The organism is Mesorhizobium sp. M0664 (assembly GCF_040320565.1).
Taxonomy (GTDB): Bacteria; Pseudomonadota; Alphaproteobacteria; order Rhizobiales; family Rhizobiaceae; genus Mesorhizobium.
Window position 1 is genome coordinate 1 of the sequence record NZ_JAMYPW010000046.1, and the last position, 16,391, is coordinate 16,391.

The following is a 16,391-nucleotide window of genomic DNA, read 5'->3' on the forward strand; positions in this document are numbered from 1 at the left end:
TCGCGTCGTTCTTGACCGCACGATATTCGCTCTTGAACACGACGAGCACTTCTTCCGCCGTCGGATAACAGATTTTCTGACTGCCTTTCTTCGCTTTCAGGTTCTCGGTGCGGATCAGCCCCGCATCCTCCAGCACCTGGATGTTGGTCGAGACGGTCGACTGCGGAAGCGACAGCACGGCGGCGATTTCGTTGACATTCATCGGCCCCTTCTCATGCAGCAGTTTCAGCATCGAGATCCGCGCCGAGGAGGCAAGCCCCTTGAGCACGGCAATGCCTTCCTCAGGTTCAATCACCAGAAAATTGCGACTCATAAAATTGCCCGGCCCATGTTAAATCCATATCCGAAATTACCCTGTATATCGGGATATCTGATTTAATCAATGTGCAGGCGGAACGCCGGGCAATTTGTTGAATCCGGCAGGGCGAGGGTCGCGCGGTGGCCCTGCACAGAATTTGTGCAGGAGCCATATGCAGAGTGGACACCTGAACGCCGATCGCCCAATCTAGTCCGGAGCCGAGCCCGGTGATGGCGGCTTGCACATAAAGCGGTTGGACGGGTCGTGACCAAAGGGTGGAAATTATACGATCAGCGACTGGCCTGGGTCCTCGTCGCGCCTGTGCTTTTACTGCTTACCCTGCTTCTGCTGCTGCCGATCGCGATGATGACGGTCTACACGTTTTTCACCTTCGTCACCGCGGGGGTGGAGTCGGCGGTGCTGACCTTCGACAACTGGAAGGAATTCCTCACCGACAGCTACTATCACGGTTTTCTTTGGAAGACCGTTCGCGTCGGCGCCATCACCGCTGTGATCTGCGCGATCCTTGGCTATTTCCCCGCCTATTTCATCTGGGCCACGACCTTCAGGCACAAATGGCTGTTGTTGCTGCTGCTCATCGTGCCGTTCTGGATCAGCTTCACCATCCGGACATTCTCGTGGATCCATATTCTCGGCGAACAGGGGCTGATCAACGTCGTGCTCATCAGGCTGGGGATTATCAACGAGCCGTTGCCGATGCTCTACACCGAGGGCGCCGTCATCATGGGGCTGCTGAATTTTCTGCTGCCCTATATGATCCTGAACGTCTATGTCAGCCTGGAAAGCATCGACCGCACGCTGATCGCCGCCGCCCGCTCGATGGGCTGTACCAGCGCGCAGGCGTTTCGCGAAGTGACCCTGCCGCTATCGATGCCGGGGCTGGGCGCCGGGCTGCTGCTCTGCTTCGTGCTGGCGGCCGGCTCCTATGTGACGCCGCAGCTGCTCGGTGGCAGCCGCGATGCGCTGTTCGGCAACTTGATCTACGACACCATCATGGGGCAGCTCAATTGGCCGATGGGCGCCACGCTTTCCATCGTCCTGTTCGTCCTGCTCGGCGCGGCCGCGGCCGCCTATAGCCGCTATATGGGCCTATCGCAGATCATGAAGGGCCTCAGTGCATGAGAGCGGATCATCCCGATCGCGAAGGCAGATGGGCGTGGCGGCTGACCGGCGCGATCACGGTGTGCGTCTACGTCTTCATGTTTGCGCCGATCCTCGCCACGGTCGTGCTTTCCTTCAATGCCTCGATGTTCGGCGGCTTTCCCCTCACCGGCTTCAGCCTGCGATGGTACGAAAAGCTGCTCACCAACGAGCCGGTTCTCGACGCCTTCCGGACATCGATGTGGATTGCCCTGGTGACGGCAACGGTGACGACGCTGCTCGGCATCATGGCGGCATTGGCGCTGGTGCGCTTCGAGTTCCGTGGCAAGCAGGCGATCAACACGCTTGTCATTCTTCCCGCGCTGGTCCCCGAAACGATACTCGGCGTCGGCCTGCTGGTCATGATCAAAGCCGTCGACCAGCCGCGCAGCATGACGCTGCTGGTGCTCGGCCACATTATGCTCACGCTCCCCTACGTGGTGCTGATCGTCCAGGCGCGCATGGTCGGCATAAAACGTTCCTATGAGGAGGCGGCGCTTTCGCTCGGGGCGCCGCGCGTGTCGACATTCCGCGAAATCACGCTGCCGCTGCTCATTCCCGCAGTGCTTGCCAGTGTTCTGCTCGCTTTCACCATTTCGTTCGACAACACCTCGGCCAGCCTGTTCTGGCGGCCGGCCGGCGTCGAGACCATGCCGACGCAAATCCTTTCGATGCTGAAGATCTCGATCAGCCCTGAGGTGAACGCGCTCGGAACCGTCATGATCCTTTTGACGGTCGGCATTCCCTTGGCAGGCGGGCTCATCCTGCAAAGCCTCACCTGGTTCAAGGCAGGCAAGTGAAAATGAAAATGGGAGAATGGAAATGAAACTGACAACCACCAAACGACTGGAACGGCTCAACGAACGCTATGCCAATGGTGACATCAGCCGGCGATCATTCCTGACGCTGACGGCGGCCGCTGCCGCCGCCACCGGGCTTTCCATGCCCTGGATGGGACGGGCGCTGGCCGCGGTTTCGGAAGTGCGCTTCGACGGATGGGGCGGCGTGGTGCAGGAGGCGATCGATAAGTACGCGTTCCAGCCTTATACCGCCAAGTCCAAGGTCAAGGTCGTCCAGGGCACCTTTGGCGACGAGAACGAGATCATCACCAAGATCAAGACGTCGAAACCAGGCGACTTCCAGATCGTCCATTCTTCCGGCGTCAACTACTACATCAAATACGTCAATGGCGGTTTCAATTCGGAGATCAACGAGGCAAACATTCCGAACATGGCGAATGTCCTGACCGCCATGATCGAGCCGTTCCGCAAGATCACGCCGAAGCTGTCGGCAGTGCCATATGATTACGGCACCACCGGCATCGCCTACAACAACAAGGTCATCTCGCCGGAGGAAGCCAAGGAAAAGGGCGCCAACCTGCTTACCGACACGAAATATGCCGGCAAGATCGGCGGCTATGCCGATATGACGACGCGCGTCTGGTATGCGGCACTGCAGACGAAACAGGACCCCAACAACATCCAGGACATGGATGCGGTCTGGGCCAAGGTTCGCGAGACCCGCGACCTGGCCAAGAAGTTCTGGAGTTCCGGCGCGGAACTCATGGACCTCCTGTCGCGAAACGAGATCGTTGTCACCGACGCCTGGTCAGGACGTGTCGCCGCCCTGCAGCAGCAGGGCCAGCCGATCGGCTATCTCGACCCTACCGGCTCATACGCGTGGATGGAGGACATGCTGGTCCTCAAGGGTTCGCCGATGGCCGAATGCGAGGAACTGATCAACTTCATGCTGGATCCTGCCACCTCGATCGCCGTCGCCGAGGGCCAGAACTATCCGCCATCGCTTGACCCCACCAAGGTGAAGCTGACCGACAAGATCGCGGCGCTTCCGGCCTTCGACCCGACTGGATCGATGAAATCGCTGACCTTCGCCGATCCGCTCTACTGGGCGAAGAACGAAGACGCCTGGACCAAGCAATGGGACAGGGTGTCGAAAGGTGCATGACGACAACAGCCACGACCAGCAGCCCCGGCCGGCTTCGGCCGGGGCTGATGGCGACCCGCTCGCCCAGAGCGAGCGGCAGCCGATAGGAAAGCCTGCGGTCGAGTTTCGCGACATCGATATTTTCTACGGCAAGTTCGCCGCTGTGCGCGATTTTTCACTGGCAATCCGCAAAGGTAGTTTCGTCACCTTGCTGGGGCCGTCCGGGTGCGGCAAAACGACGATCCTGCGCTCGATCGCGGGCCTGGTCGACATCTCCAGTGGCCAGATCTCGATCGGCGGAAAGCGGGTCGACGACATCCCGATCTATAAGCGCAACATTGGTCTGGTGTTCCAGAACTACGCGCTCTTTCCGCACAAGAACGTCTTCGACAACGTCGCATTCGGCCTGAAATACCGAAACGTGCCGAAACTGGAAATCGTGCGCCGGGTCAAGAAGGCGCTGGATATGGTGCGGCTGCCCGGCAGTGAGACAAAGCTGCCGTCACAGCTCTCGGGCGGCCAGCAGCAACGCATCGCACTGGCCCGCGCCATCGTCTTCGAGCCGGAAGTGCTGCTGCTGGACGAGCCCTTGTCGGCGCTCGACGCCAATATGCGCGAGGACATGCGCGTCGAGATCAAGAAAATCCAGAGGGAGACGGGCATCACTGCTATCTTCGTGACGCACGACCAGGAAGAAGCCTTGTCGATGTCCGACCACATCGTCGTGATGAACGCCGGCCTGATCGAGCAGATCGGCTCCCCCGCGCAGGTCTATGACCAGCCGGCCACCGCATTCGTCGCCAATTTCCTGGGCAAGGCCAACATGCTGCCCGGCAGCGTGACCGTGATGGACGGCAAGATGGCGACGATCGCGCTGGCCACCGGCCATATCGTAAAGGCGGCCGCGCCGAAGGCGCTCGAGACCGGCAGCGTGGTCACCGTCGTCGTTCGCCCGCAGAAGCTTACCGTCGGTACCGCCGGTGCTGCCAACAGGCTGGCGGGACGGATCGTCTCGACCTCCTATCTCGGCGGCAATGCGGTCTACGAGATCGACATCGGCGCCGGCACGCTGGTGCGCGCCAACACGTTGATCGACGGCCAGCCGCTGCGTGAAGGCGAAGCGGTCGATGTCTGCTTCGACCTGCTGGGCTGCGTGCTTCTCGACGCGCAAGGTGTACGCATCGCCTAGCGAGGCGGCGCTGACCCGTTCAGTCTTTCGCGTCACCCTTTGGCCCGAGAAATCGCGCATAGATCTCACCGACAATACCGCGCCGGAAAACCAGCACGCAGACCATGAAGGTCAGGCCCGTGGCGATGGTCACTGGAAAATTCGAGGTGGCGAGCGTGTTCTCCAGGCCGACGACCAGACTGGCGCCGATGATCGGCCCGACCATGGTGCCGATGCCGCCGAGGAGCGTCATCAGGATCACCTCGCCGGACATCTGCCAGGTGACGTCGGTGAGTGTGGCAAACTGGAAAACGATCGCCTTGAGCGCGCCGGCCAGCCCGGCCAATGTTGCCGACATGACGAAAGCCGCCAGCTTGTAGTTGGCGACGGAATAGCCAAGCGAAATGGCCCGGCTCTCGTTTTCCCGGATGGAACGCAGGATCATGCCGAAAGGCGAGTTGATGATGCGCCAGATGGCGAACACGCCGATCAGGAAGACCGCCAGCACGAAATAATAGATGTTCATCGAGACGTTCAGGTCGAGCATTCCAAGCAGCCTGCCGCGCGGCACGCCCTGGATGCCGTCCTCACCTCCGGTGAACGGCGCCTGCACGCAGAAGAAGAAGAACATCTGCGACAGCGCCAGCGTGATCATGGCGAAATAGATGCCTTGCCGGCGGATGGCAAAGAAGCCCATCACAACGCCGAGCAGCGCGGCACCTAGGACACCGAGCAGGATGCCCGCTTCCGGTGGCCAGCCCCAGACCTTGACCGCGTATGCGGTGAAATAGGCCGCCCCGCCGAAGAATGTCGCATGGCCGAAGGACAACAGCCCGGTGTAGCCGAGCAGAAGGTTGAACGCGCAGGCAAACAGCGCAAAGCACAGCATCTTCATCAGGAAGATCGGATAGACGAAGAAAGGCGCCACCAGCAGCGCCAGGATGCCGAGCCCGACCAGCGCCCATTCAAGCCGTGCCGAATTCTTGGCACGCGTCTCGCGAAGTGTCAGTTCGGCCATCTCAGGCATCCCTTCCGAACAGGCCGGCTGGCCGGACCAGAAGCACGATTGCCATGATGACGAAGACCACCAGATTGGAGGCTTCGGGATAGAAGACCTTAGTCAGGCCTTCGGCGAGGCCAAGCATGTAACCGGTGACGATCGCCCCGAGGATCGATCCCATGCCGCCGACCACGACGACGGCGAAGACGACGATGATGAGGTCAGATCCCATCAGCGGGCTCACCTGATAGATCGGCGCGGCGAGAACCCCTGCAAGTCCGGCAAGAGCGGCGCCGAGGCCGTAGGTGAGGGTCAGCAGCAACGGCACGTTGACGCCGAAAGCCTGCACCAGGCCGGGGTTCTCCGTCGCCGCGCGCAGATAGGAGCCCAGCCTGGTCTTCTCGATCAGCGCCCAGGTGCCGAAACAGACGATCATCGAGGCGACCACCACCCAGCCGCGATAATTGGGCAGGAACATGAAGCCGAGATTGGTTCCCCCGGAGAGCAGCGGCGGCACGGAATAAGGACTTCCCGATACGCCATAGTAGTAACGGAACACCCCTTCGAGCACGAGCGCGAGGCCAAAGGTGAAAAGCAGCCCGTAGAGCGGGTCGATGTCGTAAAGCCTCGACAGCGCCAGGCGCTCGACCACGACGCCGAAGCCGCCGACGATCAGCGGCGACAGGATCAGAGCCGGCCAGTAGCCGATGCCGAACCGGGTGAGAAGCAGGTAGCCGATGAAGGCGCCGAGCATATAGAGCGCGCCGTGAGCGAAATTGATGACGCGCAACAAGCCGAATATGACAGCCAGGCCCAGGCTCAACATTGCGTAGAACGAGCCGTTGATGAGGCCGACCAGCAATTGGCCGAGGAATGCCTGAACGGGTATTCCGAAGATCATCGTCATGGCGCCATCATACACCCAGCACTTCATGCAGCAGCGTCATGCGATCCGGCAGTTCGCCGACCGGAAAGCCCGCCACGACCTTGCCGAGCTCCATCAGGTAGAAACGGTCGGTGATGCGGCTGGCAAAGCGGAAATTCTGCTCGACCAGCAGGATCGTCATGCCGCGCTTTTTCATCGTCGCCAGCAGATCGCCGATGCGCTGCACAATGACCGGAGCCAGGCCCTCGGTCGGCTCATCGAGAAGCAGCATTTTCACGCCGGTTCTGAGCATGCGCGCGATCGCCAGCATCTGCTGCTCGCCGCCCGACAGCCTGGTGCCGGGGCTGTTGCGGCGCTCCTTCAGATTGGGGAAAAGATCGAATATTTCCTCCACGCTCATGCCGCCCTCGGCGACGATCGGCGGCAGAACCAGATTCTCGTCCACGGTCAGCGTCGCGAAGATGCCGCGTTCCTCCGGCACCAGGCCGATGCCTTGATGCGCGGTCCGGTGCAATGGCAGGCGCATGAGATCCTTGCCGTCGAAAAAAATCTGGCCGGTCCGCTGGCGGATCAGCCCGATAATGGCGCGCAATGTCGTGGTCTTGCCGACGCCGTTGCGGCCCAGCAACGTCACAGTTTCACCTGGAAAGACCTCAAGATCGACGCCGTGCAGCGCATGGCTCTCGCCATACCAGGCGTTGAGGCCGCGGACGGCGAGAAGCGGCGCGGCGTCACTCATCGGCGGTGCCCATATAGGCGATCCTCACCCGCTCGTCGCGGCTGACCGTGGAGTAGTCGCCGGCGGCAAGGATTTCACCGCGCTGCATGACGGTTATCCAGTCGCAAAGATCGGCTACAACAGTCAGATTGTGCTCGACCATCAGCACCGCACGCTCCCTGGCGACCGAGCGGATGATGTCGGAAACCGTGCGCACATCCTCGTGCCCCATGCCGGCCATCGGCTCGTCGAGCAGCAGCACTTTCGGGTCGAGCGCCAGCGTCGTGGCGATCTCGAGCACGCGTTTCCTGCCATAGGAGAGATCGGCGGCGGGCCTGTTCTTGGCATCGTCGAGGCCGACCGACCGCAAAAGCTCCTCGGCGCGCGGCGTCAATCGATCGAGCGCAGACAGCGAGCGCCAGAACTGAACGCTGAGCCCGCCCGGCCGCTGCAGCGCAACACGCACATTGTCGAGCACGCTGAGATGTGGAAACACCGCCGAGATCTGGAACGAGCGCACCAGGCCCATCCGCGCGACCTTGGCCGGCGAGGTGCGGGTGATGTCGTGGCCGAGCAGTTCGATCCTGCCGCTGGTCGGCGGCAGGAACTTGGTGAGCAGGTTGAAGACGGTGGTCTTGCCGGCGCCGTTGGGTCCGATCAGCGCGTGGATGTTGCCGTGGTAGAGGTCGAGATCGACATTCCTGACCGCAACAAAGCCGGCGAAGTCACGCCGCAGGCCGCGGGCGGAAAGCACCACCCGCGGCCGATCCGGTTCAGGCGGCGCCATCGGTCCGCCAATCACTCGCCTGCCATGGGACAGCCGCTCTCCTTGGGGCTCAGAAACGCCTCGTTACCGGGGATCGTGGCGAGCGGTTTGTAATAGTCCCACTCCTTGGTGCTCTCGCTCGGCGACTTGACCTGATAAAGATACATGTCGTGAACCATGTTGCCGTCTGCCTGCACTTTGCCGTTTGCCGTAAAGACATCGTTCACCGGCATCGCATGCAATTCCTTGGCGACCGCCTCGGTTCCATCGGTGCCGGCTTTGTCGATCGCCTTCAAATACTGGGTCACCGCAGAATAGGTGGCGGCCTGGATCATATTCGGCATGCGGTTGGTGCGCTTGAAGAAGCGCTGGGCGAACTCGCGACTCTTGTCGTCGCGATCCCAGTAGAAACCTTCGGTCAGCACCACGCCTTGCGCCGCCTCGAGACCGAGCCCATGCACCTCGGCCAGCGTGAACAGAAGTGCTGCAAGCCTCTGACCGCCCTGCACGATACCGAATTCGGCCGCTTGCTTGATCGAATTGGAGGTGTCGAGGCCGGCATTCGCCAGGCCGATAACCTTGGCGCCCGACGATTGCGCCTGCAGCAGGAAGGATGAATAGTCGGTCGAGCCGAGCGGGTAACGCACCTCGCCAGCCACCTTGCCGCCATGGCTCTCGACGAACTTTGCGGTCTGCTCCTTCAGCGAATAGCCGAATGCATAATCGACTGTGACGAAGAACCAGCTGTCGCCGCCTTGCTGGACGAGAGCGCCACCAGTCCCCACTGCCTGCGAATGCGTGTCGTAGGCCCAGTGGAAGCCATAGGGCGAGCACTGTTTACCGGTTAGCTCGGTGGTCGCGGCGCCGGTGACGATGTCAATTTTTTTCTTTTCCTTGGAAATTCCCTGGACGGCGAGCGCCACCGAGGAGGTGGTCAGTTCCATGATGGAATCGACCTGTTCGGTGTCATACCACTGCCGCGCAATGTTGGAGGCGATGTCCGGCTTGTTCTGGTGGTCGGCGCTGACGATCTCGATCGGCGAGCCTTGTACCTTGCCGCCGAAATCCTCGACCGCCATCTTGGCGGCCTCGACCGACCACTTGCCGCCGAAATCGGCATAGACGCCCGACTGGTCGTTGAGAATGCCGATCTTGATCTTGCCGTCGGAAATCTCGGCGGCTGCGGCAGGCATCGCGGTCGCTGCAAGAAGCGCGGCCGAGACCAGGTACGATATCTTCATTGGTGACTTCCTCCCTTATGGTCGACAACCGAGCAACATGTCGGCGGCAGCCTGCTGCAGCACGAAGAGTGGCCTCCCACATTCCGTCCTCGCCGGCGCAAAATCACGCAGCGCTGTACGGCCGCCGTCCTTCAAATCGTAGCATCGCTCGGCAACGCGAGAACAGTTACTTTAGTATTAGGCATCCGCGATGCCCGGCCGCCGAAGCGCAACATAGCGCCGGATCGTGCGGCGTCCAGATCGGCCTCTATTCTCGCCGAAGCAATGATTACGGCTGACGGTCCGGATATCGTTGAACGAGAATTCCCTCGTCAACCGCCGGCTGGATGATGGCAAGCAACCAGGCGGCCCTCGCCAATGCTTTGGAGAAGCGGGCGCTCGCTGCGGCAGATCGGGGTGGCAGCTGGGCAACGGGTGTGGAACCGGCACCCCGAGGGTGGGTTCATCGGGCTGGGCAGATCACCCTTGAGCACCAGCCGGCCGCGCCGCGCCCGGTCGATGCTGGGTATCGGCACGGCGGAACGCAGCGCCGCGGTGTAATGATGTCTGGGCGCCGCAAAGACCTCGTCGGTCGGCCCGCTCTCCACGATTGACCCCAGATACATCACCGCCACACGGCTCGAGATTTGACGCACCACGGAAAGATCGTGGGCGATGAACACATAGGTCAAGTTGAACTCCTCGCGCAGGTCGGCGAGCAGATTGACGATCTGCGCCTGGATCGACACGTCGAGCGCCGAGACCGGCTCGTCGGCCACGATCAGCCGTGGCCGCAGCGCCAGCGCGCGGGCGATGCCGATACGCTGGCGCTGGCCGCCGGAGAATTCGTGCGGGTAGCGCGATGCGTGCTGGGGCGACAAGTCGACCCGGCGCAGGAGCTCGGCCACGCGGTCCGCCATTTCCGATGCCGAGAGGCGTTCATGGATGCGGAACGGATCGGCCAGCAGATCGCCGACCCGCCGGCGCGGATTGAGCGAAGCGCTGGGATCCTGAAAGACCATCTGCATCTGCCGCCGCAACGGACGAAGCTGGCGCTGGGAGGCGTCGCTGATGTCGCGGCCCTCGAATTCCAGCGACCCCGAGCTGATTTCGGTCAGACGCACCAGACACCGGCCAAGCGTGGATTTGCCGCAACCGGACTCGCCGACGATGCCGAGGTTCTCCCCGGGCCAGATGTCGAGCGACACCCTATCAACCGCATGCACGGTCCGGCGCTGCGCCGGGAAGATCGAGCGGCCGACGCTATAGCGCTTCGACAGGTCGCCGGCACGAAGCAGCGGACGTTCGAGTGGCCTGGCATTCATCGTTGCATCTCCACCACGCCGCCAGGCCTCTGGGCAGCGAATTGTCTGCGCGTAGGCTCCGGCAACAGGCACGCGGCGCGATGGCTCTCGCCTTGCATGATCGGCAGTTGAACCAGACAGGCGTCGTGGCGAAAGGCGCAGCGGGGGCTGAAGGCGCAGCCTTTCGGCAGGTTGGAGAGCGACGGCGGAATTCCCGGAATGGCAGCGAGCCGGGCTGGACGTGGTCCCTCCATCGGCGGGATCGAGCCGAACAAGCCCCATGTGTAGGGATGCAGCGGCGCCCGGAACACGCTGCTCTTGCCGCCCTCCTCGACAAAGCGTCCACCATACATAACCAGTACCCGGTCCGCGACTTCGGCGACGACGCCAAGATCATGCGTGACCAGGATCACAGCGGAACCGAACTGGTCGCGCAATCGTCCGATCAGTTCGAGGATCTGCGCCTGCACGGTAACATCGAGGGCTGTAGTCGGTTCATCCGCGACGAGCAGCGCCGGGTTGCACGAGAGCGCCATGGCAATCACCGCGCGCTGGCGCATACCGCCGGAAAGCTGGTGCGGGTAGCTGTCGATGACCCGATCCGGATTTGCGATGCCGACCGCATCCAGCAATTGCACGGCCCTCGCCCGTGCCGCTTTCGCCGATACCTTTTCATGCGCGCGGACCTGCTCGCCGATCTGGTTGCCGATCGTATGCACCGGGGTGAGCGCGGACATCGGATCCTGGAAGATCATCGCGATTTGGCGGCCGCGGATGGCATCGAGCGCACGCCGCTTGAGCCCGATCAGCTCCTGTCCCATGAAACGGATGGAACCGGAGACGATAGCGTTGGGGCTGTCGATCAACCCCATAATGGCGAGCAAGGTCTGGCTTTTGCCCGAACCGGATTCGCCGACCACACCGACGATCTCGCGCTGCTCGACGGAGAACGAAACACCTCCCACCGCCCGCACCAGGCCTTCGTCGCTGCGGAAGGAGACAGTGAGGTCCTTGACCACCAGAAGGGGAGCATCAGCCGACATTGCGCGCCCTCGGGTCGATTATGACGAAGACGACGTCGACGACGAAGTTTGCCATCACCACGAAGAAGGCGGCGTAAATCACCGTGGCCAGGATCATCGGCAGATCGAGGGTCTGCAGCGCCTCATACGTCAGTTTTCCGACACCCTGCAATCCGAAGACCACTTCGGTCAACAGCGCGCCGCCGCCGACCAAGGCACCGAAATCGAGGCCGAACATGGTGACGAATGCGACCAAAGAGGTCCTGAGGCCATGATGCAGCAGCACCCGGCGTTCGCCGATCCCCTTGGCCCGGGCGGTGCGGATGAAATCCTCCTGCATCATTTCGATCAGGCTTGCCCGCAGCACCCGGCCGTAGAGGCCGACATAAAGGGTTGCCAGCGTGAACCACGGAATGACGAGCGCCTTGAACCAGCCCCAGGGATTCTCGGTCAGGGGGATGTAGCCGAGCGGAGGAACCCAGGAAAACAGCCAGTTGTCGTGCCAGCGGCTTTGCGTCAGCAGGTTGGCGACCTCGCCCAGCCAGAAGACCGGGATCGACACACCTACCAGGCTCAGGATCATCAGCGCGCGATCAATGAATGTACCGCGCGTTGCGCCTGCGATCACACCGACGATCAATCCGCCGAGCACCCACAGCACTGCCGCGCCGCCGACCAGCGACAGCGTCACGGGAATGGCGCTTATCACGGTCGGAATGACGCGCTGCCCGCGATTGACGAAGGAGGTGAGATCGCGGCTGACGAAAAGCCGGTTCATCATCAGCCCATATTGCACCGGCAATGGCCGGTCGAGACCGAAATCGTGGCGCACCTGGATCAGCGTCTCTTGCGAAGCATTGCGGCCAGCAATGCGCGCCGATGGATCAGCGCCAGGCGTCGCAAAGAAGATCAGGAAAGCGACGACGCTGATACCGAACATAACCAGCACCATCTGGCCAAGCCGGAAGCCGAGCGCGGCAACCACTAGACGCCCCTCGGCGAGGATTTCGGATCGAGCGCGTCGCGCACGCCGTCGCCCAGAATGTTTAGAGCCAGCACCGTGATCACAATGGCTAGCCCCGGCGCCAGTGCCACGACCGGCCGCGAATAGAGCAGGCCCTGGCCGTCCTGGATGATCGTGCCCCAGCTGGCATCCGGCGGCTGCACGCCGATCGACAGGAACGACAGCGAGGATTCCGTCATCATGTTGAGCGCCAGGATCAACGGCACGAAAACGATGATGCGGGTCACCACATTGGGCATGATGTCGCGCAAAAGGATGCGCCAGGGCGATGCGCCAAGGCCGATCGCAGCGGTGACGAATTCGGCATGCATTAAGGTCAGGACATGGCCGCGGATCGGCCGCGCCACATAGGGCACATAGACGATGCCGATGATGAAGACCGGTAGCCACAGGCTGCCGGAGCGGATTTCGAACGGACCGATCTGGATACTCTGCGCAATCAGCACGATCGACAATGAAATTGCCAACAGGAAAATCGGAAAAGCCCAGAGCACGTCGAGAATGCGCGACAGGCCGATGTCGACGATGCCGCCGAAGAAGCCGGAAACGACCCCAAGGAATGTCGCGAGGACAAGGCACAGCACGGCTGCAGCACCCGAGATCAACAGCGAATCCCGTCCGCCGTAAAGCAGCCGCGCCGCGACGTCACGGCCCTGGTTGTCGGCACCCAGCATATAGGGTCCGATGCGCCAGGTCGGCCCGACCGGCGTCATGCCGAGGCCAAGGCCTTCGGTGGAGGGCTGCAGCACCGGCTGGGTCACCCCATCGACGACGATCTCGCCATTGAGATTGGTCACAAATGGATCGGTGCCGGAGACGTACCGCGCATAAAGCGGCGCCGCGAGCGAGGCGATCACGATGACGACGAGCACGGCGAAGGCAGATATTGCCGAACGATCGCCTTTCAGCTTGCGCCATGCGGTGCGCCACGGGCCATCGGTGGCCCGGCGAACCGGGATGGCAGGCTGGTCCGCAATGACATTGACCATGAACAGGATTGCCTGGGAAAAATCGCGGCCTGGAAGATGCGCTGATCCGCCGGAAAAGGAAATGCGACGGAGAGCCAGCGGCACTCCGTCGCATTGGCTCCGGTCGGCTATTCCACCCAGGACTGGCTGACAATCCAGTAGAATTGCGGGCTGAAGGTGAAGTTCTTCAGCCTGGAAGAGATCACATCGACGCGCTTTGGCGTGAACAGGACAGCGACCGGAGCCTTGTCCGTCACAGCCTTGTCGATGGCGGTCCAGAGTGTCGCGCCCTTGGCCGGATCGGCGATGGTGGCTGCCTCTGCCTCGTCCATCGATGCGTCGATCGACTTGTCGCAGAACCCCGAAATATTGACCGAGGCGTCGGAGCCCGGCGTAAACGAGGCACAGCTGAACAAGACCTGCAGGAAATTCGATGGCGCCGGGTAATCCTGGAACCATTGCGAGATCGAAATCTGCACCTTGTTATTGGTGTTCTGGATGTAGGTGAACTGTATGTTCTGCGAGATCGGCTTGACCGACGTCTTGTAGCCAAGCTGGTTGAGCACATCCTGCAGGTAGACGCCGATCGCTTTGGAGACCGTGGTGTCCTCGGTGATGATCGTCACCTCCTGACCTGCGGTTCCCGATTCAGCGACCAATTGCTTGGCCTTGTCCATATCCGGTGCTGACCACTTCTCGCCCGGATTGGCGGTGAACGGGCAATAGGCCACAAATGACGGGAAGCCCGGTGGCAGGATCTGGCAGGCCGGTTGCGCCAGATTGCTGCCGCCGAACAGCTTGACCATCGCGGCGCGGTCGATCGCGAAGTTCACTGCCTGGCGAACGCGGATGTCGTTGAACGGCGCCAGATTGGTGTTCATCGGCGCGTACCACATCGCTGTCAGCGGATGAACCGTGACCTGCTTGGCATATTTGGTGCCGAGTTCGGCGAGACGGTCGGACGGCGGCGGGTCGAACATCCAGTCCGCCTGGCCGTTCTCGACAGCGGTCACCGCCGCCTCGTCGGTTAGGCCGAATTCGTAGTCGATCTCGTCCGGATATCCGGCCGGCTGCGCTTCCTTGCTCCATTCCTTGAAATGAGGGTTGCGCACAATCTTCATCAGCTTGTTGGGATCGTAACTGGCGATCATGTAGGGTCCGGTGCCCGGGATCGGATCGGTGCCGGCGTCCTTCAGCGGCGCGCTCGCCGGCAGGATCGACGCATGCGGAACAGCCAGCTTCTGCAGGAACTCGGCATCCGGCTGGACCAGGTTGAAGGTAATGTTTCCGGCGGCGTCGTCGACCGACAGGCCACCTTCGAGGGTACACGTCGCAGGCGTCTTCAAGCACGCATCCGCGCCGACGATGCCTTTGTAGAAGGTCCCGGCCGTCGGCCCGCTGATCTTGAAGATGCGTTGGAACGAAGCCACCACGTCCTTCGTGGTGACATCCGACCCATCCGCGAATTTGATGCCCTTGCGCAGCTTGAAGACGTAGGTCTTGCCGCCGTTCTCGACCTGCGGGAGGCTTTCCGCCAGGTCCGCGACGACTTCGAAGCCGGTCTTGTCCCCGGCCTTCTTGTAGGTCACCAGGCCATCGTAGAGGACATAATTGATCTGGAAATACTGCAGCGTGTAGTTGATGTGCGGATCGGCGGTGCCTGCCGCGGCATTGGCCAGCAGTCGGAGTGTGCCGCCTGGCTTGCCCTCGGTGGCCAGGGCACTGTTTGCCGGCGACATCATGGACACGCCGAGCAGAGCCAGGCAGGGCATCAACGCTGCAAATGCTTTTTGGGGTCGCATATTTGTTCCCTCATGGAGGCGTCTCGGCTTTTGCCGCGCTGAGCCCGGTCGATCGACCATTGCGCGGCTGAAACAGTCTGGGTTTGCGAACGGTGTCCGCTACTTGGCCCAATCGCAAAAGACTACGGCGAGCGAAGCCGGACGGGATAGCTATTAAGATAGATAGGGTCGGACAGGCTTATCCCCGCCTATTTGTTGAGCAGCCGGCCGACATGGCTATTTGACAAGCAATCATCAGCGGGTAAGCTTGCCCGATGCAAAGCCTTCCAGGCGATCTAGAGAGCCGGTTCCAAACCGGAATGAGCATCGACGCTGCCATGGCGGTGGCAACGGAGGTGCTGGAGCCTATCGGTTTCACCGCATTCATCTACGACTATACGCCCGTGCCGGTCAGTCACAAGGGCGAGCTTATCACGCCCTCGTTGATGGCTCTGCGCAACGTGCCGCGCGACATGCAGGATCTCTGGTGCAAGGGCGGATATTATCAGCTTGACCCGGTGCAGGAGGCCGCGCTCACCGTATCCAGACCGTTTCTCTGGTCGCACAGCGGCGTTCAGAGCACCGTCATGCAGCGCGTGCTCCAGTCCAAGCACGATCCTGTGGTCAGCTATTTGCTTGACACCAGGATGACCTGCGGCGTCACCGTACCCATTCGCCTTGCCGGCGGCGATCTCGCCACCTTCACTGCGATCCGTGCCGATCCGGAGGCCGGGTTCGAGCTCGAAGCCAGACCCTTGATCGCCGAGATCGGAGATCTGGGTCATCTGCTGCATGACTCCGCCTACGCCGGTTTCGACGCCGGAATCCGCACCTGCCAACATGTCCATCTGACGTCGCGCGAACGTCAGTGCCTGCGCCTGGCCGCTGCCGGACTGACGGCCAAGCAGGTTGCGCGTGAGATTGGCCGCGCGGTGCCTACCGCAACGCTGCACCTCAACGCGGCGACGCGAAAGCTTGGCGCGCGCAACCGCTTCCATGCCATCGCGCTCGCCGCCCATTACCGGCTGCTCGAACCGGAGCATTGAGGCTCGCGACCTGCGGGCGATCGGCCTTGCCTCGGGCGAACCCATAACCGGCGAACCTATAAATAGTGCTAGCTGTAAATGCGCT

The 16,391-nt window shown here is 61.8% G+C and carries 16 protein-coding genes; 5 read left to right on the forward strand and 11 right to left on the reverse strand.

The genetic code is table 11. The features are described 5' to 3' along the window. On the reverse strand, positions 1–313 hold a 313-nt coding region (locus tag NKI39_RS27800; protein WP_352835845.1), incomplete at its 3' end, for an ArsR/SmtB family transcription factor. A 249-nt stretch (positions 314–562) separates the two neighbouring features. Between NKI39_RS27800 and NKI39_RS27805 the strand changes: the two genes are divergently transcribed. From NKI39_RS27805 to NKI39_RS27820, 4 genes are read left to right on the forward strand one after another with little or no spacing between them, the layout of a single operon-like run. Then, the gene (locus NKI39_RS27805) at positions 563–1,441 is read left to right on the forward strand and encodes an ABC transporter permease (RefSeq protein WP_352835848.1); all 879 of its coding nucleotides are present in this window, start codon (positions 563–565) and stop codon (positions 1,439–1,441) included. Then, complete coding sequence (locus NKI39_RS27810; RefSeq protein WP_352835850.1) at positions 1,438–2,259, forward strand: ABC transporter permease; 822 nt, start codon at positions 1,438–1,440, stop codon at positions 2,257–2,259. Before NKI39_RS27805 ends, NKI39_RS27810 begins: the two co-directional genes overlap by 4 nt. A gap of 22 nt (positions 2,260–2,281) precedes the next feature. After that, positions 2,282–3,424, forward strand: a complete 1,143-nt coding sequence (locus NKI39_RS27815) for an extracellular solute-binding protein (RefSeq protein ID WP_352835853.1) — start codon at positions 2,282–2,284, stop codon at positions 3,422–3,424. Then, positions 3,417–4,592, forward strand: a complete 1,176-nt coding sequence (locus NKI39_RS27820) for an ABC transporter ATP-binding protein (protein WP_352835856.1) — start codon at positions 3,417–3,419, stop codon at positions 4,590–4,592. Before NKI39_RS27815 ends, NKI39_RS27820 begins: the two co-directional genes overlap by 8 nt. Positions 4,593–4,611: 19 nt before the next feature. Here NKI39_RS27820 and NKI39_RS27825 read toward each other — a convergent pair whose 3' ends face one another. The 10 genes from NKI39_RS27825 to NKI39_RS27870 form a co-directional block, all read right to left on the reverse strand. Further along, a complete protein-coding gene (locus NKI39_RS27825) occupies positions 4,612–5,589 on the reverse strand; it encodes a branched-chain amino acid ABC transporter permease (RefSeq protein WP_352835859.1) in 978 nt (325 codons plus the stop codon). A 1-nt stretch (position 5,590) separates the two neighbouring features. Continuing rightward, on the reverse strand, positions 5,591–6,478 hold the full coding sequence (locus NKI39_RS27830; RefSeq protein WP_254819527.1) for a branched-chain amino acid ABC transporter permease: 888 nt from the start codon (positions 6,476–6,478) through the stop codon (positions 5,591–5,593). A 7-nt stretch (positions 6,479–6,485) separates the two neighbouring features. Continuing rightward, on the reverse strand, positions 6,486–7,196 hold the full coding sequence (locus NKI39_RS27835) for an ABC transporter ATP-binding protein (protein ID WP_352835861.1): 711 nt from the start codon (positions 7,194–7,196) through the stop codon (positions 6,486–6,488). Next, on the reverse strand, positions 7,189–7,962 hold the full coding sequence (locus tag NKI39_RS27840; RefSeq protein WP_352472485.1) for an ABC transporter ATP-binding protein: 774 nt from the start codon (positions 7,960–7,962) through the stop codon (positions 7,189–7,191). The genes NKI39_RS27835 and NKI39_RS27840 overlap by 8 nt, the downstream gene beginning before the upstream one ends. 11 nt (positions 7,963–7,973) lie before the next feature. After that, on the reverse strand, positions 7,974–9,182 hold the full coding sequence (locus NKI39_RS27845; RefSeq protein WP_352835865.1) for an ABC transporter substrate-binding protein: 1,209 nt from the start codon (positions 9,180–9,182) through the stop codon (positions 7,974–7,976). 311 nt (positions 9,183–9,493) lie between these two features. Beyond that, positions 9,494–10,486 carry an ABC transporter ATP-binding protein gene (locus tag NKI39_RS27850; protein ID WP_352835867.1) on the reverse strand — a complete coding sequence of 331 codons (993 nt, stop codon included), beginning with the start codon at positions 10,484–10,486 and terminating at the stop codon, positions 9,494–9,496. After that, a complete protein-coding gene (locus NKI39_RS27855) occupies positions 10,483–11,508 on the reverse strand; it encodes an ABC transporter ATP-binding protein (RefSeq protein ID WP_352472482.1) in 1,026 nt (341 codons plus the stop codon). Before NKI39_RS27855 ends, NKI39_RS27850 begins: the two co-directional genes overlap by 4 nt. After that, the gene (locus NKI39_RS27860) at positions 11,498–12,472 is read right to left on the reverse strand and encodes an ABC transporter permease (RefSeq protein WP_352541714.1); all 975 of its coding nucleotides are present in this window, start codon (positions 12,470–12,472) and stop codon (positions 11,498–11,500) included. The genes NKI39_RS27855 and NKI39_RS27860 overlap by 11 nt, the downstream gene beginning before the upstream one ends. Further along, a complete protein-coding gene (locus tag NKI39_RS27865; protein ID WP_352449667.1) occupies positions 12,472–13,500 on the reverse strand; it encodes an ABC transporter permease in 1,029 nt (342 codons plus the stop codon). Before NKI39_RS27865 ends, NKI39_RS27860 begins: the two co-directional genes overlap by 1 nt. A gap of 107 nt (positions 13,501–13,607) precedes the next feature. After that, positions 13,608–15,281, reverse strand: a complete 1,674-nt coding sequence (locus NKI39_RS27870; RefSeq protein WP_352541715.1) for an ABC transporter substrate-binding protein — start codon at positions 15,279–15,281, stop codon at positions 13,608–13,610. Between the two features lie 299 nt (positions 15,282–15,580). Between NKI39_RS27870 and NKI39_RS27875 the strand changes: the two genes are divergently transcribed. Next, on the forward strand, positions 15,581–16,306 hold the full coding sequence (locus NKI39_RS27875; protein ID WP_245274646.1) for a LuxR family transcriptional regulator: 726 nt from the start codon (positions 15,581–15,583) through the stop codon (positions 16,304–16,306). Positions 16,307–16,391: the final 85 nt, after the last annotated feature.